General features: G+C 31.2%; 16 protein-coding genes. 4 read left to right on the top strand and 12 right to left on the bottom strand.

Annotated elements, in window-relative coordinates; genetic code table 11:
• Nucleotides 1–4 precede the first annotated feature (4 nt).
• From HUS24_RS16160 to HUS24_RS16200, 9 genes are all read right to left on the bottom strand, one after another.
• Nucleotides 5–1,135: a hypothetical protein gene (locus HUS24_RS16160; RefSeq protein WP_173912982.1), complete on the bottom strand. Its 1,131-nt coding sequence runs from the start codon at nucleotides 1,133–1,135 to the stop codon at nucleotides 5–7.
• Nucleotides 1,136–1,144: 9 nt separating this feature from the next.
• Nucleotides 1,145–2,263 (bottom strand): hypothetical protein, encoded by a 1,119-nt coding sequence (locus HUS24_RS16165; RefSeq protein WP_173912983.1) that lies wholly within the window; start codon nucleotides 2,261–2,263, stop codon nucleotides 1,145–1,147.
• Nucleotides 2,264–2,267: 4 nt separating this feature from the next.
• Entirely contained in the window at nucleotides 2,268–3,011 is a 744-nt protein-coding gene (locus HUS24_RS16170; RefSeq protein ID WP_173912984.1) for a hypothetical protein, read from the bottom strand.
• A gap of 11 nt (nucleotides 3,012–3,022) precedes the next feature.
• A complete protein-coding gene (locus HUS24_RS16175; RefSeq protein WP_173912985.1) occupies nucleotides 3,023–4,108 on the bottom strand; it encodes a hypothetical protein in 1,086 nt (361 codons plus the stop codon).
• An 8-nt stretch (nucleotides 4,109–4,116) separates the two neighbouring features.
• Nucleotides 4,117–4,611, bottom strand: a complete 495-nt coding sequence (locus HUS24_RS16180) for a hypothetical protein (RefSeq protein ID WP_173912986.1) — start codon at nucleotides 4,609–4,611, stop codon at nucleotides 4,117–4,119.
• A 155-nt stretch (nucleotides 4,612–4,766) separates the two neighbouring features.
• The gene (locus tag HUS24_RS16185) at nucleotides 4,767–5,168 is read right to left on the bottom strand and encodes a hypothetical protein (protein ID WP_173912987.1); all 402 of its coding nucleotides are present in this window, start codon (nucleotides 5,166–5,168) and stop codon (nucleotides 4,767–4,769) included.
• Nucleotides 5,169–5,185: 17 nt separating this feature from the next.
• Nucleotides 5,186–6,523 (bottom strand): hypothetical protein, encoded by a 1,338-nt coding sequence (locus HUS24_RS16190; protein WP_173912988.1) that lies wholly within the window; start codon nucleotides 6,521–6,523, stop codon nucleotides 5,186–5,188.
• 11 nt (nucleotides 6,524–6,534) lie between these two features.
• The gene (locus HUS24_RS16195; protein ID WP_173912989.1) at nucleotides 6,535–12,405 is read right to left on the bottom strand and encodes a strawberry notch C-terminal domain-containing protein; all 5,871 of its coding nucleotides are present in this window, start codon (nucleotides 12,403–12,405) and stop codon (nucleotides 6,535–6,537) included.
• 17 nt (nucleotides 12,406–12,422) lie between these two features.
• Nucleotides 12,423–13,802: a hypothetical protein gene (locus tag HUS24_RS16200; RefSeq protein ID WP_173912990.1), complete on the bottom strand. Its 1,380-nt coding sequence runs from the start codon at nucleotides 13,800–13,802 to the stop codon at nucleotides 12,423–12,425.
• Nucleotides 13,803–14,752: 950 nt separating this feature from the next.
• Between HUS24_RS16200 and HUS24_RS16205 the strand changes: the two genes are divergently transcribed.
• Together HUS24_RS16205 and HUS24_RS16210 are read left to right on the top strand one after the other, a co-directional pair.
• A complete protein-coding gene (locus HUS24_RS16205; protein WP_173912991.1) occupies nucleotides 14,753–15,346 on the top strand; it encodes a hypothetical protein in 594 nt (197 codons plus the stop codon).
• Between the two features lie 118 nt (nucleotides 15,347–15,464).
• On the top strand, nucleotides 15,465–17,195 hold the full coding sequence (locus tag HUS24_RS16210; protein WP_173912992.1) for a hypothetical protein: 1,731 nt from the start codon (nucleotides 15,465–15,467) through the stop codon (nucleotides 17,193–17,195).
• Nucleotides 17,196–17,298: 103 nt separating this feature from the next.
• Here the strand turns inward: HUS24_RS16210 and HUS24_RS16215 are convergent, their stop codons facing one another.
• From HUS24_RS16215 to HUS24_RS16225, 3 genes are read right to left on the bottom strand one after another with little or no spacing between them, the layout of a single operon-like run.
• On the bottom strand, nucleotides 17,299–18,231 hold the full coding sequence (locus HUS24_RS16215; RefSeq protein ID WP_173912956.1) for an IS5 family transposase: 933 nt from the start codon (nucleotides 18,229–18,231) through the stop codon (nucleotides 17,299–17,301).
• Nucleotides 18,228–18,728 (bottom strand): GNAT family N-acetyltransferase, encoded by a 501-nt coding sequence (locus HUS24_RS16220; protein WP_173912993.1) that lies wholly within the window; start codon nucleotides 18,726–18,728, stop codon nucleotides 18,228–18,230. Before HUS24_RS16220 ends, HUS24_RS16215 begins: the two co-directional genes overlap by 4 nt.
• Nucleotides 18,729–18,730: 2 nt before the next feature.
• Entirely contained in the window at nucleotides 18,731–19,009 is a 279-nt protein-coding gene (locus HUS24_RS16225; RefSeq protein ID WP_173912994.1) for a DUF1778 domain-containing protein, read from the bottom strand.
• Between the two features lie 424 nt (nucleotides 19,010–19,433).
• Here HUS24_RS16225 and HUS24_RS16230 point away from each other — a divergent pair, with 424 nt between their 5' ends.
• Nucleotides 19,434–20,345: a hypothetical protein gene (locus tag HUS24_RS16230; RefSeq protein WP_173912995.1), complete on the top strand. Its 912-nt coding sequence runs from the start codon at nucleotides 19,434–19,436 to the stop codon at nucleotides 20,343–20,345.
• 18 nt (nucleotides 20,346–20,363) lie between these two features.
• Nucleotides 20,364–21,583 (top strand): DUF2974 domain-containing protein (locus HUS24_RS16235; protein WP_173912996.1); only part of this gene is annotated, 1,220 nt, incomplete at its 3' end.

Raw genomic sequence — 21,583 nt, forward strand, 5'->3', positions numbered from 1 at the left:
GTTATTAGTCTTTAGATGTTCCTGCTAATGGTTTTTTATTTAATCCATTAACCTTATTGTTTTCATTCGCTACCAATGCTGCTAGCATTGATTCAATTCTTTCATTTTGCTCATGCTTTTTTCCCATAAGCGCAAGTTCTAAAGCACCTTCTTTTAAAACTTCTATTACTACACCACGTTCTGTTTGTCCCACTAAAGTTTTATTCCAGTTCTGATATTCACTCCCATGACCTAAATATCTAGAAACCTGTTCTCGATATTGTTCTCGAATTGGTTTAACTTTTGCACCAGATTCAATACCTTCCGGATTTGAAGTATATTCAGATTGAATAGCCATCAATGAGTTCAAAGCAGGACTAATAAGTGCATCCTTTTCTAATTTTTTCCGAATATATTCTTGTCCACGTGGCGTATTCGCAGCTTCTTTAGATAACGGTGCATCTGGCAATCCAACCATATTATTAATAAAACTATTTTTTGCTAAGGCAAAATCATCTTTAGATGATGAATATTCAAATAAGGTAGAGGCTTGTAAGTTAGCTCCTTGCATGTCACCAACTGACAAACATAAGCCTGCTGCTGCTTGATCAGCAGTACAAAATCTTTGATGATGAATTTCCAAAGCATTCGCTTGTGCGTCTACTGGACTTTCAAATTTACCTGTACCTGCTGTTATGTTTTTAAAAACCATATTTGCACGAATTTTTTTATCCATTTCATCCGTTTCAGTTATTGTTCTACGTTCATTTAAAACCAAGCAAGGATTATAGCCTTGACCTGCACTACTAAAGTTAAGTGCCGTATCCTTAATTCTTTCTGATTGTTTTACTGCTCCTATTGCATTGGCTGTAACTTTGGCTATTTCCATATCACCGTGAGCGATATTGGCAGCATTGGCAGCTTCTTGTTGAGTTTGAACGGCAATAGCTCCCAAAATAGTTTCTTTTTCTATTTGTAGTGCAGTACTTACAGACGAATCTAGCGTATTTAATCCAGTGGTGAAAGCTGTTTTAAGTTGGGTAAAACCCTTTTCAAAATCCGCTATCAATGTTGGACTATTTGCAGGAGGACAAACATAAGCTACAACACTTGTACTGCTCAGTAGCGTAATTAACAATAATGTCTTTCTATTCATTTTAATCACCTAACGTCCAACAAGCGACCGATAATTTGCACCCAAACCTGATTTACTTTCTTCTGTGCTGATTAATAAAAGAGAGGCTAAATTACCCTCCATCCTCAATCCACGCTCATAATCTTCATTAAGCAACCAAATATTTGCACCCTTTTGACGAGCCATTTCCACCAATAATCCACGTGTACTTTGATTTAACATTGTTGCTTGCCATTTTTTTGCTTCCTCACTTCCATAATATCTTCCAATTACATCATTGATCATTTGATTAGGAGAGCGCATTTCACCTTTATCATTTTTGATTGTTTGTAGATTGGCAGCATCTATAGATGCTAATGAGTAAGCAGGAAATGCTTGTAAAGCTGTTTTTCTATTCAACTGAAATAAAAATTGTTGTCCACGTGGAGTCATACCTTTAGATGATGATACTGCTACATCTGGCGCACCTAAAATATTTCCTCTTAAACTACGTCTTGCTTCAGCTTCAAGACTATTTAGAGCTACAGGTTGAAAAAGTAAAGCACCATTGGTATCACCACCTGCTAATTTACTTTCAGTACACAGACCCATTTTCGATTCTTCCGATGTGCAAAATAATTCACGATGACGTTGAATTGTTTCTTTTTGAACTTGGTCTGAATTTGTTGCCAAACGTCCTGTTCCTGTACTGGTATTATTTACCAATTTTGCAGCAAGCTTTTGTGATTCTTCACTCCCTTTACTAAGTGTTGAATTTCCCAACATTACATTACACGTATTGTAGCCTTGACCTGTTGACCCATAATCAAGAACAGTGTCAATTACTTTATCTTGCTGTTGAATTGCTTGAAAAGCTGTAGATAACGCTTGAGCAGCTGTTTTTCTTGCCTCTATTACTTGAGTTGCACCCGCACTAGATTGAGTAACTGTTACACCAATCGCAGAAGTTATATCCCTAGTATTGGTTTGAATTGAATTGATCAAACTAGCTTGTGTGGTAGCAAAATCAGTTGACATTTGAGTATTAAATGCTTGAACTTGAGCAAAGAAATATGGACTTACGGTTGCATAAAGAACATCTGATGTAGCGTTAACGTTTGCAATAAACAATGATGAACATAATATGGCTAATAGTTTTATTTTATTCATTTAATCATTCTCCCCCTAGAAGTGTCAAAGGAGTTCGTTGCGTGACTTGGTTGCTTAATACATAGGCAGCCAAACTATTCGATGAGTTTGTATTTATATAATTAATTTGTTTTGCCATACACTCAGGTTTTGAACAAATATCTTGTGTTGAAAATCTTTTATCAACTAAATTTGCAATGTAATCTGTCGCTGCATTAAACGTATCATTCTGAAATTTTGAATTATTAAAAATCAGTGCATAATTTGTATCCCCTGTTTGAATTCCATTCGGGACTACAGCACATAAACCCATATTGGCTTCACTTATTGTGCAGTAATTCTTGTGTCGTTCAACCATACCCAATTCTGCTTCTGCTTTATCACTCACATTCACTTTCATAAAATTTGAAACCATGTCACGTGCTAACATTGAAGCTTTCAAAATTTGGATTTTTTCTGCTTGTTGATTTGAAAAAACTTCACAAGTCGTGGTTTGACTACTTCCCAAACGACCTGCATCATCAACTATGAATTTTAGTACACGATCAGCCATATAGATCCCACCAATAGCAGTTGCTAAAGCTTGATTAGAACTCATTGCTGATTGTGCTTGTTGTTGTGCACTCACTGACTTCTGTTGAGTTAAAACACTGTAAGCCCCTTTAAGATCTTGGGTCATCTTAAAATACTGCTGTTCAGATTGAAGTGCATGAGTATTAACACTAATACTCAAAGAGCCTATCAAAACTAAATTAAATAACTTGTTCATAAGAACCCCCTTTAATTAAAGATAGATTCAAATAATGAAGACTTTGTTTTAGTTTCAGTATTTTGCTGAGCATTACTATTTGTCTGAGCTTGAACATTCTCAGTTAAATTTTTAGTTTGATTACCTAAATGATTACTGTTGTTCCAAGTAGTATCTGAATTTCCTACTGAAGATCCTGTATTTGTATTGGTTGTAGTCGTAGGAGATGATCCTCCACCTATAGAACCAATAGCATTATTTACAGTGTCTTGTACTTTATTAATATCGTTAGAGAAATCAGTAGAACCTGCTGGAAATAAATTAACACTTTCACCTTTAGGTGCTTGTGTTTCATATAAGTTTGCAAGTTCTGGATCAAGTTTACTTAAACCACCAGATATTGACCCACTAACAGCCCCATTTAAATCAATTGTGCCGTTCTTATTAATAATCTCAATTGCATTATTTAAAGGAGCTAAAGCTTTTTCTGTAGCCTCTTTTACCATCGTACAAACTTTACGTTGAGCATACTGCCTTAACGCAGCAATAGCAGCAGCTTTCATACCACTAAAATCAGGAATCGCTACTGACAAATCAATTAATTTAGTAATGTCAGCAAAACAGTTAGAACCTGATCCTGATCCTGAACTTCCATTAAATAGTGCATCAACATCAACTGGTGCAGTATTTAGTATTTGACGATTTTTAATAACTTCTTGTTGAGTCCATGCAATAGATCCCTCAGTAGCAGCATCACCACACCCTACAGTTGCAGCATCTACAGCAGCTTGAGCTTCTGTAGCCGAGCTATCTGCAACAACTGGAGTTGCAGTAATAGTCGGAATGTTTGAGGTCACTGTATTGGAGTAACTATTCGTAACCGCAGTTGATGTAGAGTTAGATAAGTTGAGGTTATTTTGTGCTGTAGTTAATGCTGTTGGATTAATTGGTTCTGGATTAGGATTACCACCTGCCCCCATTGATGCAATTGAGCTAACTGATGTAGCCCCAACTAATCCAATCGTCAAACCAACAAGTACACCTCTAAGTTGTAATCTAGGATTACTATTACTAGAAGTTAGAGTATTTTTTGATTCAATTTTTTTAACTTTTTTCATATTATCACCTAACTAAAAAATGGGGTTACATTATTGTGTTTGGCAAATTTTAATAATTCTGTGATTTGATCTAAATTTTCAAAGAACGATACTGTTTGCCAATGTCTAATAAAATATAAAAGACGAGTAAGAAATACTTGATCAGCTTTAGTATCAAGTAACCATTCAAAAAACTTATTAAGTTCAGGATTTATTGCAAACTGTGTTAGTGTCGGATCGATAGAAACAACATTTCTAAAAAAGTACACAATGTAGCTAAAAGGACTAATAATCAAAAAATCATAAGCAATGTTGAAATCTGCTTCACCCAATGAAGTCGTTCTAAACTGATGAATAAGCTGACTTAATGTTTTTAATAATCTTTCACGTATAAGTGGTGTCAGAGACGTAATATTAATTCCACTAAGTTTTTTTTGTTCTGGTGAATATTCTAAAAGGAAAATAAATGATTGAACAGATTTAGGGAAGTTATCTAAACTTTGGACAATACTAGGTTCTGACACAGAAGTATCATAAAGGGAATAAGTGCATATAAACCTTAAAAGAGTGTCGATATCATATCGTACACTACAAGGTAGAATTTCAGTCATTGTTATCTCAAATCTCATCAAGAGTATTTGTTTATTACTTTAGATTTTAATATTATTTGTTCATTAATTCAATTAAAACTACTCGTATTAAATACTTTACTAAGTGCGGTTGGAATCAACCTAAGTGGATAATGTTCATCACGTAAAAACGCATTTTTTAATTCATAGGTTGGCTCTGATGACGATTGTGTAATTTCTACAAATATTTTGAATTGCTCTTGTAAATCTTTAACACTTTCTTGTCCAAAATACAAAATGGCTGTCCAATAATTTAAATGTTGAACTAATTCAGCATTGCAGTAATAGCCTTTATGAGTACCTTTTATATCAATTTTATCGGAAAACTCGTCATAGTCTTCTGTCAAATATTGAAGAATTTGTTTTTCAAAAATAGTTTTCAACCATTCCAATTCCACAGATCCTAAAAATGTATTAGCTTCATTAAAACCAACATCTTTATGAATAAACATAGTAAGCTTCCTTTAAATTATGGGGCAGGGGAGTCATTAGATTGACCTACACCAAATTTATTGTTAATACTGTTAATAATAACTTGCAGAGAAGCCTTAAGCTGTTCGGCAAATTTCTTGAGTTGCTCAGATAATTTAATTTTTTCTCCTTCATTATTCACAAAGTCAGGAAGTTTAGATGAAATATTTTCTTGATTTTCAATCATAGCTTTAAGTTTATATGACATTTCTTTTTTCATATCTGGATCTAAATTATCATTTTTTAACATATCCATAGCTGACTTGGATTTACGCATGAACTCATTTTGAGAATTGACCATTCCGATTAAGTCACTTTTCCCAAGTGGATCGTTGTATTCAAGATTAGTGATTAAATTCTGAAACTCTTTACGTCTAGGTTCATTTTTACCTTCATTAATATCTCGAATAATTTTATTCAAATCCACATTCTGATTTTTAGCGTCCTCAACCAAACTACCTTTAAAATCATCAAATACTCCTCGTTTCCAAATTTTTTCAATACTTTCACTAGTATTTCTATGTGAATCAATAAGATCATTCATTTTTTCTACAGCTAATTGTGCTGCTACAGCACTCTGAAGTGCTTTATGATCATTACTAATAGTATGTTTAGTTTGATCAAAGGTATTCTCTACAATCGCATTATTATCTCGATTACTCCCTAAATTATTAGTTAAGCTATTAAGAGAGTCTTGAAGTCGATCTTTTTTAAAGAAATTATTCATATTTGGGAGTAATGAATAATTTTTAATTTGGGCTTTTTGTCCATCACCTTCGATTTCAATACCACGATCTAGATCACTAACTTCATTTTCTTGGACTGGAGGTAAAAACCCTGTTGGCGTATTATTTTCTTCTATTATATTTCTAGACTCATCTTTGTTGAGTTTTAGAAAAGCCTCTACCAACTTTGCTTGTTCTTCATCCAAATTAAATTTTTTAAATTCATGACCATTGATTAGATAAGTCATTGCATTTAGATGATCTGAAACATTTTCAACATCTAAGTTTTCATTTTTTTCTTCTTGCTTCTCAAAATTCAATGTTTCGTTTTCTAACATTATCGGTTCATGATTCTGGATTTTATATTCGGTGTTTTTTTCCTGAATTTCTACTGTAGTATTTTCCACATCTTTTTCAACTGGTGTAATCGGTGCTTCCGTATTTTCATCATTCCAATTCTTCATTAATTCTTTTTGATTATTTTGTTTTTCAGACATAGGGTGAGCTATATCATTTAAATATTGCTCAAATTCGGCATAATCGTTTTGATCAAAACTATTATTTTGAGGCTTGCTTTTTACTTGTTCTATTTCATCTTTATTTTGAGTCATTGTCATTGTCCTCATGAATAATTAAATTTAGGTTTATTTTCATATTCATTCTTTTGGTTCAGTTGGGCTAAAAATTTCGGATCTAAGTCTGTAATCTTGACTGATGAAAACTCTTTTGAAAGCTCTTTTAGAACTGGATATAAGTCAGAAAATTCAAAGTTAGCTCTAATATCTGAGTTGGAACCATCGTTTAGATCCCCACTCAATCTTAAATTTAAATTTGATGTACTAGGATCCTTACCAGTGTTGAAAATATTAAGCTCAGAAAATGCTTTTAATTGTTTTCTATTTCCTTTTGCAGAAATAAAATAATTATCCGTAATCTGATTTAAAGGTTTTACATTTACTTCTAGTACTGGACTACCATTTGCATTTGACTTCACAATTAAAAAGCTAGGCAAAGTAAATTTACTTCTAGATCGCTTTACACTTTTCAATGCATCAACATACATGAGTGCTTCATCTAAATTAGAAATGCCTTTAATCCTTTCATTAAGTAAATTGTGATTTAAGCTTTCAGGAACCAATAAAGCCCTCAACCTTTTACCATTCTCATCTGTATAATTTATAGATTGAGATTCAACTCTAGACAAAGCAGCAACATTCATTGCTGTTATTAAATTACCTGTGAGTAATTTTGCTGATTTTGCAGTTGAAGTTGGTTCATAAGCATCAAAACTAGCAAGAATTTTTGAGCCTGGTTTAATTAACTCAATCTTTTCAAAATCTTTCATAAAAGAAAGTTTTTCAGAATTGGTTTGCGTAAAGAGGGTAGTACCTGCATTTCTAAGCGCAGGAATAGTTGTTAGGGAGTCTTCTACCATGTGCCGTAACTTAGTACTCATTACATAATCAATATTCGGTTGAGTATGTTTCACATCAAAATTTGCTGTCACTAAACACGCAAATGATAATTTAGGAAACCTTACACGAATCAACACATTCTCAAAAATTTCACGTTCAATCTTGTTTAATAAATTTGAATGAATATTAGCTGCAAAGTTAATATTTATCGATTCATATTTTGAAGCCAAAATATCAAGATTTCTGACAAATCCTACAGCGATTTCAGATTTCAATAACTGTTGCTCAACATGTTTAAATAGATTAGGACTTTCTGAAACGATTTTCTTCAAGTCATTTAAGTTTTCAGCTTTTTTTACTAAATCTTTAATAGCTGTGTATTCATCCAAAGTCAGTTTAGCTTTAACAAAAGCTTGTGTAGATGAATGCTCTATAGATTCTTTTAACTCTATCTCTAAAATCTTTTGCTGTGCATGACCGTATAATTTTATCAATGTTGGAAGGCTTTGTTCTCGTAAATTATCTTTTGAATTCACCCTATTATTATCATAATAATTGCTTAATACATTTCGTAGTTGATTAGTCATAAGTTCTTGACCTTTTTCTATCAAATGAATGACCTGTTGAGAGGTATAAGGGGTATTCACACTTTCGTATTCAACTGTTTTAAAATATGCAGGTTCAAAAAATGTACTTCTTTGGCCGTCATTTTTTATTCCTAAACCTGTTTTTAATTCTAATTGATCAATCGTTTTTGCTTTCCAATCGCACACCTTCACAACATATGGATTAATATCCAATTCATTCATCTTTTGAATCTTTTCGTTATACAATAGCGTTAGGTCTTCAATGATTTTTTCTTGAGTATTGATAGATACAAAGTTGAGTCGATTAAATACTTTTTTGATCAATCCTGTAGTATCTGCTTTATCTTTTCGCTCAGAAATCTCTAAAACAAGCATATCTTGAATTTGCTTATTAATTTTCAAATAGTTATAAGCTACATCATCACCATATTGATTTAACAAGTCCACATCCGTCACTTGTTTACTCACATTCTCACGGTTACTTGTAATATTGATACTTAGCTCAGATAACTTAGCATTATGCATCATCAACAATTTACGCTGAATTGGTAATCCTATATCAAATTGCGAAATAATTGGCGAACTGATTTGACCTTTACGGTTTACTCGTCCAATTAATTGTAAAAATTCATCTATTGCTTGTGGAGCTTGAGCAGTTAAAAATTCACGTTGTCTTAAATGATCCGACTTGCCTGTATTGGTTGGAATGGCATGAAGTGATAAGCCTGTTGAACCAGATCTGGTTAAAATCATTACATCTAAATCACCTGCTTGAAACGCATTACACGCATTTGTTTTTTCTACTGGTGTATTTCCATTTCTTTTTACAACTTGATAGCCTATACCATCTGTTGTCTCAACTTGCTTAAGCTGTAATTGTCTACCTGAAATCTCTCCTACTTTATACCCTTTTTCTTCTAATGCATTGGTTATCATATCTAGTGGGCATAAAGGAATTTCTGGTAGTAATTTAATTTCCTCTTTAATTTCTTCTTTTAAATCGTAATAGATTGGATCTTCAATCTTTTCTAATCGAACAGATCCATACCTATCACGTATCTGTATGGTATCTAAACGATCTAACATTAAATCAAGGAGATCTCCAACATTCGGTTGTTTATCTAGAATTTTGTCAAAATTATTTGATTCAGTTAATATTTTTTCTAGATTTTCAATTTCTTTAACAATATTTTCTTTTTGATACTCACTGTACGTTATTGAACCTTCCGATAATTCATTCATTAGGCGATTGAAATCACTTGATGATTTTAAATCATTAATCTGTTCGATAAGTTGAGTTGTTTTATCGTCTTTCGCTAACAACATATTCAGTAATGATTCACCCGTATTTTCTAACCCAATTACAGGTTTACGGTTTTCTTTAAGCGACTCTATAGCTTGGTCGATGACCACTGGTGTAGTTACAGCTAAGATGATTTGTCGGCTTAAATTATGCATTCCAGAGGCAAAATTCATTGACTCGACATTCATTCGATTCTCTTGCCAACCAGTATTGTTTACATTATCAAGGTTATTTTTTATTTCTGTATTCATCTGAGCAACTTTCTTGCTTATATCACCAGATAAATAAGCCATTTTAGATAAGACTTTTGCTAATTGGTCTGATAGTTCACGTGCTGCAACTTGGTAATTTGACGGAGCTTCATAATTTCTAAACTCTAATTTTGAAAAATCATGTTCTCGTCTTAGAAAAACACCATCTTTAGCTAAACTCATTGAAATGGCTTCAAGCACTTCATTTGTTGGTTTATTTTCTAAAATGCTTTTCAACTGTCCATAGAAATTTTTCGGAAAAATATCAATATAAAAATTAAAGTTGCTCGACTTTTTAAGACTGGTTGCTGATGAGTAATACGTTTCACCAGTATTTTGTTTTAACACATTTATAAAAAAGCTTATGTTTGACTCACCACTTGCTGCAACATGTGATTCATCTAACAATAAGCGAGTATTTGAATCACAACTACTTAGTAATAATTGTTCTTTATTCTTACTTCTTCCAGAAAATTGAGAATAGGTTGTAAAAATTACATCATATTCATTACTAATCTTATCTAAAGATTTTAAATCATTGCTATTAATGGGTTGAAAAAGTATTTCATTATTATGTGAAATTGCTCCATCAGCATTAAAAATGAACGGATTTTTAATTAATTTAGCAGTATCCGTAGCTTCGAGATCTCGCCAAAGATCACTAAATAACTGAGCATTGCGAGTAAAAAATACTGGTCTTTCATTATTTAATAACGAATATCTAAGGATACCTGCAAGTGTTCTACCTTTACCAATACCTGTTTGATCCCCAAGTATATAAGATCGTCCAGTTTGGAATGTAAGGATTGCACCAGTGAGAGCATCAATTTGTTCTGAACTAAATGCTTGAGCTAATGCTTGCTGAGAGTCGTATTTAAGTTTATGCATGATATACCCATCAAAAGGATTACCATTACATTGTTCAATTGCAGCCTTAAGTTGGTCGTTATAAATGGATTCACGATGAATATGATCCAATTGCTTATCTTGAGCCAATTTAATCAATTCAGATTGATCACTTGGGATCATTGTATTAGAAGGGGATACTTCAGAAACAGGAATATATGGAACTTGAAGTAGTTTTAATTCAAAAGTTTCCTTTGTATTCTCTACTTCACTGACTTCTACAAGTTTATTGTCATTCTTATCTTGGCTTTCTTGTTGTGAATAATCATCTCTAGATTTTGCTATTTGATTCTGTTCTGATTCTTTAACACCTTCTGTACTAGGTGGATCTTGTTGTGGCTTATTTCTTGTAAGTACATGCTCATTTTCTTTCACAAAATCATTGAAAAAAGAATCAACATTATCATCACTATTATTGATCTCTGGCAAATCAATTGGGCTTTCGAGGTCATTAATATTTTGCTGTTGTTGATTGCTGCGCTGATTAATAATCCCTTCTGACCAACGCCAAAGATCAAGTTCATTAGAAATTATAAGTAAAGTTTCTGGTAAATCAAACTCTCTAGTCTGTTCTAATTTATTACCAATACTGATCAAACGTACATTAACTTTAGTACCTTGCTTTTTATATAAAGAACCATCAAGTTCAGCCATACCTTCCACATTGTAATTATCATGTATGAAAGTGAGTAATTTTTTACTTTCAGATTGAATAACACCTTTTTCATAAAAACTATCTGAACCAATAATAAAAACACTTCGTCCATGATTAGAACGTAACTTTAAAGTTTCAAGCAAAATCTTGTGATCTAATCTTTGCGTAAAAAAATTATATTGTTTTCCATCTGCGTCGGTTAATGTTACTTGTGTTTTATCAATACATCCAAATGGAGGATTAGCAATTACATAATCAAAACGATCTTCCTCGATAATTGATAAGATTGAAATTTTAAAAAAATCACCTTCAATAACATTGATATTACTAGTAGGCGTATTGACATTGAAAAAAATTTTAATGTTTTTAACACGATTACCGTCAATTTCTGTACCAACCACATGCAAGTTAGGCACATCTACAAATTGATTAATTAACGCCCCATTTCCAATAGTCGGCTCTAATATGGACTTATTTATATGAATATCATCAATTAATAATTTCTGTGCAATTGCAGCAATTGTGATTGGTGTTGAAAACTGTTGTAAATGCAACTCTGACACATTAAATAATGGCTCATAAGGCTGTAAATGATGCAGTTCTGAGATGCGCATGTACTCACCATGATTTGTATGGTCAAAAACTCTAGCTAAGTTATTAAAACTAACTTCAAGTTGTTCATAAAAATATTGTTTTTGTAAAGCATTGATTAGTGCATCATATTTTCGGTCTGAATTATCATTCAAAATGACTTTGATAAAATGCTCAATATCTTGATTATTAAATTGTTTTTTTGAATGTAAAATATAGTTTGCTAATCCCTTAGCACATAAAGCCATATTCTTTCTTTTATGAAAGTTTTCCTCACCAACCTTTAGTATTTTCCATAGCTCACTATTTGATAAATTACTTTCAAAATTAAGATCCGATAAGTTTTCCTTATTTGGATTGTCTGAAAAAAAACGTGAATAAGGAGTAGCAAATACAAAATGATTATCTGCATTCATTCCTATTAATGTTGAGTTTTGAATAGCTAAATGAAATCTATCTCTACTAATACGATTGATTTCATTAAGATAACTTGTATTTAATGTTTGTATATCTGTTTGATAAAAGGAGACAAACCTATGATCAGGATCAATAGCTTTCACAAATTGATTGATTGGCATTTCTGTGAAATATATATTGAACACATTGGTTTTATTCACTTTATGAAGCGAGTATCCTGCGTTTTGAAAGATATCTTTAGATAGATAATTGTTGAGATCAAAGATTTCTATCCCGATAATGTCATTACCATCTAGTTTTCTTTTGGCAGGTCTAGTATGAAGATTCAAGCTTTCTAAATTTACCCAAGTTATATTATTCTGTGCCATTTTATTATTATTCCTTTTTAGAAAAATCCGTAATCAGAACCAGTAGACTCCTGTTTTTTCTTTGATTCCTTAATCTGGTTTCTATAATTATCCTGTGAGTTACTGATATTTTTAGGTAAAGGATCTTTTTTAAATTTTTCATCTAATAATAAGGTATCACTTATTTTTGATTGTTTAATCTCTAGATTTTCAAGTTTTTGAGCTTGCGCTAAAGGATCTATTGTAGATGTGAAATTAATGAAAGGGGAGAGGCTATCTCGATGACGATCAATACAGACAACTGAGTTTAAATAACCCTTAGTTGTAACCTGATAACCATTCACATCATTTTCGTTAATGTTGTAAATTTTGATAGGACTTACAGATCTAGAAGCCTTTGCTCTATATGTATTCACAGACTCTTTACCTAAAAAAATATGTCGGCTCGCATAAATGTCTAAGTAAATTTCTCCATTTTTGAGTTGCTTTGATATTTCTTTAAGATATGTTTGATATTCGGGATTAGTTGTTTCTAATTTTTGATTAAAATCAATATTTAGTAATTTGTTGACAATTATACGATTAAGATCTTGGTTAAATATCTCATTTTCATGTGGTTTATATTGATCTGTAATCAATGGTTTTGCCATTAATTGATCTAATGTTGTATTTATGTGTGCAGGTACTCTTATTATTCTTCCTCCTGCTTGAATAGAGGTTAAATGGGTATTAATTAAACCGTTATAAATATCATGATCATCTTTTTTAGAGCGAAGAATATAATTTAGACTTCCAGAACGTTCAGCATTATATTCATCTTTATGGCTTAAAGCTTGTCTAAATACATTTCGTACTTGATTTAAACCACTGTTGATATCTAATTGAAAATTATCCTCAATAATTTCAACCAATCCAAAAGGGTTTTGATTATTAACGAATTTTAAATGTACTGGTGCGATAACGATTTGAGCAGATGGATTTGTTGTGACGCTTTCAGCCCAATGAGATCTATAAGTTCGATAATTATCTGTACTTTGAGTTTCAAATGTTTGATCAAAACTAAAAACTACTGAATTATTTTTTAGCCTTTCAGAAAGTGATTTTCTAGGATTTGAAGAATTTTCATATTGTCCACTGACAATTTGTTCAGCTTGATCTTTGCTTTTTACACGACCAGTCATTAGCATATCTTGGATACGTTCTTCTTTTGAGTTTAGTCGTACTTTTACTTTTTCATTACTTAATATATCAGTACCAAAAATATATTCTTGGTTGTCATTCAATGTTCCAACTCCATCCACAAATATAAATTTGCGTTGAGGAAATACTTTGTTTGATTGCTCTTTAGGTATGGATATATTTTTACTTAACCCCTTAAGTCTACTTAAAGTGTTGTCGTTGGAGTAATAATTGCTCATTGAAATTCCCCTGTTGTATGGGTGAAAGCTAATAAAACAAAGAGTCTTTATTTTGTTGATTGTATATTAAAAAAAAAATAAATCAATTTTTTAAAAAAAAGATACTACTAAAAATTAAAAGATAATAACATATATTGTTGGGATATAATGTTTATTATTTTAATATAGGATCACTACTGTTTTGGTTAAAAGAGATCTTTATATTTATATATTTAATATTAAAAGAATAAATTAATAAAGAATAGAGAGCTTTTTATTTATTTTTTTATTTAATTTCAATATTATAATTTTAACTGTGAGGTTGAATTTCCATTATGTGAGGTTGAATTTCCATTATGTGAGGTTGAATTTCGTGTTTAATAACAGTATGTTAGATTCACTGTGAGGTTGAATTTCAAATGTGTGAGATTAAATAACTTATATGTGAGGTTTTATTTCAATGGTATGCTAATTAATTATATTTATATAAATCATTTTGTTAGGTTCGTAGTGTGATATTTAATTTCAAAGTCTATGACTTAACTGTGAGGTTTAAATTCATAGCCTGTGGATAAGCTGGTTGTGGTAAAATAAATTTATTAAGATTTATAAAATATTTTATTTATAATTATATATTTATTTTTAATTTATATATCTAGTAATGGCAGGTATCTTCTGGATTTTGCCTAAAAATTAGAAAGTTTCAATACATAAAAATTGGCTGAAATTTGAAATAACATATTATTATATTCATTATTTCTAGAATTTACATGTACTTAAATTCTTAATGTGAGGTTTAATTTCAAGCGGTTAAAACTTTTAGGGAGTTTTACTAAAAAATTAATGAATTTCTTAACCAATCAGATACTTAATATTTGTCTGGTAATAAGGAATTATGGTATATTTGAAAATAGATTAGGTCTAAATATTTAGGTTAACATTAACTGCTACCATACTAAAGGAGTGATAATATGGCTAATATGATTGCTAACGCTATTCCGTCCTTAGCATGGGGAGATAATAACGATAATTTTCAAGAGCAATTATCTTTATTTCAGCCAGTTAATGAGGTAGTCACTAAACCATCAACACACAAATTGAAAATCTTAAATTGGTTGAATGAAAATGATAATTCAAAGCTTATTTTTGAAGAAAATCATTGTCGATTTACCATTGATTTTAATGCTAAGAAACAAGATAAAGAGTTTTTTGATTTAATCATAAATTATCTGCAAGGTTTGCACAGCAATCGAATCAATCTTCCTTCATTTGATGAGCTTTTAGATCATACTGTAAATGCTTCAGAATTATGTGAGGTATTGAATGTTTCTATTGATCAATTTGAAAAGAACATGAAAAGATTGGCAGGAGTTTCATTGTCTGTACAACAAGATAAAGTAATTCTCAATCCGAAAACTGGAAATCAACATTTCAGGCTAGATCGATTGTTTTCAACAAATTTATTGTCAGAATATGTGAGCTTTAAAGTTGATGAAACAATTTACTATAGTTTTAATTACGCCCCTTACTTTGAAATGTATTTTCAAAAAAAGTTAGTGTCATAGTTTATATTTCAATCAATTTAGGGAGGAATTTATGTTCCTCCTTTTTTTATGTGAGTAAATTATGTTTTTTCTCACAGTTTATGATATAAACAATATAAATCATCAAAATTAAGAGTTAATGATGAATCACTCAGGTTTAGCAGAGAACCTAACAGAGTATGTATCTGCTAGTAATATTGACATTTGTGATCCGATCAATGCGACAGATCATCATGATTTATTGAATTTTAAAATTTCAAATGAATTTACTTTGCCTGTATCCCTGATTCATGTCACCAATTCAATTACGCTTTTTGAACATAAGATCTGGCTATGCTTATTGAGTCATGCTATTGATATTATTAAACAATTAAAAAAATCAAATAATTTAAATGAAACTAATCTAGTGTTTTCAATTCCACTTGATGTTTTAATATATAAAGTTAATTCTAAGAACAGACTAAAATTTATTATTGAACAGCTAAAGACTTTAAAAACAGTAGATATTCAAATCGACTTGTTTAATAAACAAGGTCTAAAATCATTAACGTCTCATTTTAATTTTATTAGTGACTTTTCAATTGTGACTAATAATGATGTTCTTGATACCGATGCTGATCTGGAAAAAGATTCAAGAATAAGAAGAAATTATGAAAATGTAAGTATTGTATATACGTTACCTAAGTTCTTTACAAGTATCATTTTAGAAAGTTTATCAATTGAAGAACTTACACATCTATTTTCATGGACAAAGCTAACTTCATTATCTAATTCCGGTGGTAAAAGAGGAAATAGACTTGAGAATTTATTCTATTGTTTACTAGATACTTTTGAAGAAGAAGTGAAGATTGAATGGTCACTATTTAAAGCCTATTTAGGATTTGCTGATTCAGAACTTGAAGATAGATACTTACTGCGAGATTCAATTAAACCCGCGATAAAAAGCTTTAATAACAATGATGTAATGTCATATTCGATCGATTATGAATTTATTCGTGGTGCTAGACAAAAAATTGAGTTTATTGTTATTACGAAAGTAGTTAAAAAGTCGAACAATAAAGAAGAAGCAATCCAATGGTCAAAAATTCTAGACACAAACTTTGATTACGATTACCGCAAAATGTTGGTTAAAAACATTTTACCGAATTCCAATATAGATGCTTTATCCAAGAGAAATTTTGAAGTTATTCTTGAGAAAATTAGCAGCTATAGTGACTATCTTAAGAAGACGAAGAAACCAATTAATTTTAATGGTATGTGTCGCAAAGCATTCACTGAAAGATGGGGTATTGAGCCTAGTGAGTCTCAAGGATCAACGATTATCGGTGATGAAAAAGTAGCTAAAGCACTCAAAGGTGCAGCGCTAACGTTAGACCAAGCTAATGCGGTTGGATCTAACACAGAAGTAGGCACTCATTCAAATGTTGAAGCATTTGCACAAAGTTTTAGTAATGATCCTTTGAAAAGAATAAGTACTACTATATCAACCTTGTTAAACTCTTTATCGATACCTAATAATAGTATTTTAAAAAATGTAAAAGAAGATAACTTACGTCTTCTACAATCTGAATATCAAAGAATTTACTTGAGGTATCAAAATACGCCACAGCAATTTATTAATGATAAAACAGAGAGTTTGATCAGATCAATATTTTATGATGCTAATTTAAAAGAGTTATCTAAAGTAAATAGGATTTCATTTAATTTTATTTTGACTGTTTTGATAGCAATGCCCTTGTATTCACAACTTATCGTAAAAGATTTAAACTATTACGACACTGAATTTAAGATATTGGTGAATGATGCAGATATTTTGAATTTAATTATTCAGGATGTTTTATCGATTTTAAAAAATATGCATAATGATTGATTTACTAACTAAATTCATTGTTTAATTTACAAACTTTTTTGAGTATAGAACGGCTTTGTTGCATAAAGATTTAAAAGATAATACTTCTCCAATTAACTCAAATTTAAGGCATAACTTGGGTATGTGGTCGACCTAATTCCGTAAATCTGTTGAGGACTGCTACACGTGCATGAATCTCATTGACTTGGCTTTGAAAGTTTCTCGAACTGAGTTTATCCCCTAATAATTTTATGCAATGCATCTTGGTTTCGACCAAACTTCGGCGATGATAGCCTGACCATTTTTTCCATAGTGTCCTACCTAAACGTTTAACTGTCCGAAGTAATTCATTTCGCTCTAGCGAGCTGGTCTTTGTATCTTTCCAAGGTTTCGCATTTATTCTTGGTGGAATCACTGCATGCGCTTGTCGGTCTGCGATGATCTGACGGCATTGCTTGGTGTCATAAGCCCCATCAGTATAGACGGAGTCAATCTGTTCTTCTTGTGGAATCTGATCCAGTAAATCACCAAGCACCTGTGAATCACTCACATTGTTGGTTGTGAGCTGAATAGCGCGTATTTGAAGGGTTTCAGCATTGATACCAATATGTAATTTACGCCATTGGCGACGATATTCAGGCTGATGTTTTTTACGTTTCCATTCCCCTTCACCTAAAAACTTTAAGCCAGTAGAATCAACGAGTAGATGGAGACCATTACTGCTTTTTTGATAGTTAATTGCAATATCAATATGCTTTTGTCTTCTACAAATAGTGGAATAATCTGGGGCTGTCCAATCTAATCTACAAAGATGAATAAGACTTTGAACAAAGCCTGTGACCATACGTAAAGACAGACGGAATAGAGATTTAATCATCAGACAGCATTGGATATTAACATCAGAATAGGTTTGATTTCGACCATGTTTGCCTTTTGGTTGAGCGTCCCATTGAGTTTTGGGATCAAACCAAATAGAGATATTTCCTCGATTTATTAATGCTCTGTTATAAGAAGACCAATTGGTTGTACGATAGATTTTAGGTGTGGGCTTATTCATTTGAGAATTATAATTTTGAATAACCTTTTAACGGTAGGTTTATGCAACAAAGCCACTTTGTTGTAGAAATTCATTGCATCGTCATCCAATACATCTATCACTACACCAATTGTAGGTGGACCTTTGAGATGAATTGAATAAGCCGTTCTTAAGGCATGTACCAACGTCTTAATACCTGGTTGTTTATTTTGATGATTGATTGAAACTGCTAACCTTGCAAGTAGAACAATTGGAATCGGATAGGAAGGTACAGATTTAGATTGTTTTGGTAAAGATTCGCGAGTTACTGAAATTGATGCTAAAGTGAAATAAGCAGCAATTTCAGCTTTCTTATCATTCGGTTGGCAAGGTGAAATCCATGTACGGCTTAATCCAAGTATATTATTTTTAACAGCAAATCGACTCAGATATTCATTCAGGCTTTGCTTACCGCAATCAATTTTTTTTAAATTATGGATCGATGCATCAGAAACTTCAAAACTCGTTCCTATTAGCAATATTACAAACCTTCTTTATCAAGAAGTTGGGCAGTCTGTTTCAGTCGGTCTGGAACACTTTGCTGTGTATTGCAAGCTTTCAGAAAACGATCAAATTGTTCATTTGTCAATTGAATAGTTGCCTGTTCTCTTAATGTTTGAGGTGCATTTTCATGAATTAAACGAACAATATATTCTGTTACTGAAGAACAACCAGATGCAGCAGCAGCCCTTTGAGCCAACTCTTTTGTGGAAGCATAAACTCGCAGATCTATACGATCACGTTCTAAATGGATTTCCATTTAAGATCTCCTTCATTAGATGGATTATTACACCATGTACAGAAATAATCCGTACAGAGTGTTTGGATAATATTCAGTTATTGGACAATCTTTCAACCAATGGAAATTAGCATTACTAATCAAATAATTACAAATTTTAGTACATTAATTAATGTACCGCATTTAGATAATAGATTATTATTTTGGAACTATTTAGTTATGAGTGGTTTATTGAAGTAATCATGTAATAAGAACTCTGAAGCGCCTATTTTATATAAATTATTAAGAATTTATTATGTGTTAACTTGTATGGGTTACTTATTATCTGTAACTTTTTCTTAGAGAAGTTGAATTTAATATTTGTTTAAGCTGTTTCAAATTAAAACATAAGGTATAATAGTCATCAATTTTATAAAAATTGATAGTTTATAAATAGGTAAGAATTATGAATATGAAAAAAATTAAACTATCTGGTATTCCAGGTTCACTTCATTTAAATAAAAAAAACCAATACTTTGCCGCACTTTATTTTGATGAACCGATCTTTACAATTCATGACTACGAAACTGGAAAAGCTAAAGCAGAATTTGAAGTAAAATTCTTGACGCCTTATACGAATATTGTTGCATCTAATGATTATTATTTAGCTTTTTTAAGTGATGTATATACAATAACAATTATTGAGACTAAAAATTTTACAATACTTAAAGAAATTGAGCTTGAAAATGCTGGACTTGTTAGATTTATTCAATTTAAAGAAAATAAGTTATATGTTTTTACTGGTTTAAGCCGAATGAGAGACAAACGATTTAACAGAGACACGTTTATAATTGATCTAAATACATTCGATGTCGAAGATTTATACAGTGAAAAAATTATTATAAATTGTACAAGTGTAGGTAATGAATTATTAGTTATTGCTGATAACTATAACAAAAAAATAGGAAATACACCTCTTATTAACTTGAACAATAGAACGCAAACGACATCTCTTATCAACTTTAATTCAAAAAATAGTGTAGATGTGAATATAGTAGTAGATAAGATTATTTTTTTAAAACATTTTCAAGGAACTCAAAGTATATTTGCAGTTTTTGAGGTAAATAATTCACCATCGAAATTAATTGAAATTGATCATAATTTGAATATAAAGGAGATTGACTCAGCTTCCAGTATTGTCGGGGGCTATATTGGAGAAAATCAAAAAATTTTACTTACTTATGATAAAAAATATTATATAAATGATGGTATAGAAAATAAAAAATTAGATTTTAATGTAGTTACTGGAGCCTTTGATTCTAATGAAGAATATTTTTGCTTTGGTGCAGATAAATTTGCAGTATTTGTAAAAATTTAAAAATAAAATGAGAATACTATGTCTAATATTAATCAGGCTTTGGCAGCAAGTTTAGCCTCCTATACTGCGTTAAAAAGTGCAGAAAATATTCCAGAAAAAATAAATAATTTTCAGTTAATTTCTACAATTTTTAATGAACAAAGTCACTTTGGTGCAGTATCTTATTACAATGAAAATGATAAAACCTTAATGATGGCATTCCGCGGGAGTGTAACTTATAAGGATTGGCTGATTAATAATCCCCAAATTCTTACAGAAACTCTACTAGGTAGCCCCATAGAGACTTTAGCTGATCAACATGCAAAACAATATGCTGACTCGCTTTTAAAGGAATGTAATAAAAATGATATAAGAATCGAAAAGGTATTGACTGTAGGACACTCAAAAGGTGGACGTGAAGCAATGGCTGTTCTGATGCATATTCAAGATCAAAATATAGAGTTGCAATGTAGAGCATTAACTTTTAATGCTGCTCCTTTAAAGTATAAAGGGCAGAATCAATACGATCATGTCAATTTAAGGCTCTCTGGAGGGACTAAATTTAGTACTGATTTGGTTGCAAGTGTAGGGGGGCATTTAGGCTCTAATTTTACAATAAAAACTGAAAAAGTTAAAAATTTTGTAGCTGCACATTCTTTATTAAATTTCGAACATATACAACGAGAAAACCCTAAATTTACGAGTGATCATTTAGATATTGTTTTTGAGTATATTAAAAGTGGTCAAACATATGATCAATACAGTATTCTAGAGCACGGATTGCATAATGAGATATCTATTTTAAATGTTCAGTCACGAGAAGAATTTATCCAAAGATATGTTACCCCACAATTAGAGCACTTGAATTTATATATTGAATCAAAAACTGAATTAGAAACTGGTCAATTACAATTGTCTCTTTCAAGCAAAGACAGTATGTATAAATATGATGCTTATCTAAGTGATGATCATGATTTAATTATATCAAAATATCCAAGTAATCGATTAAATAATGAAGAGCAAATTTCGTATATTTTTTTGAAAGAAGAAATTATACAAAATCAGATATCTTTAGATATGAATCTTAACTATACAATTCAATCACATGAATCATCTTTGACAGAGATTCAGGGTGCAACCAAAGCGAATGATATTAAAGAGAAACTCGGTTTTAATTATGACTCTAGTATTTTTCCTGATCTTCAAGATATACCGACCTACCCTAAGGGTCATGTAGTTCATCAGTATCAATCCAATCT

This window comes from Acinetobacter sp. Marseille-Q1618 (assembly GCF_902809855.1).
GTDB lineage: Bacteria > Pseudomonadota > Gammaproteobacteria > Pseudomonadales > Moraxellaceae > Acinetobacter.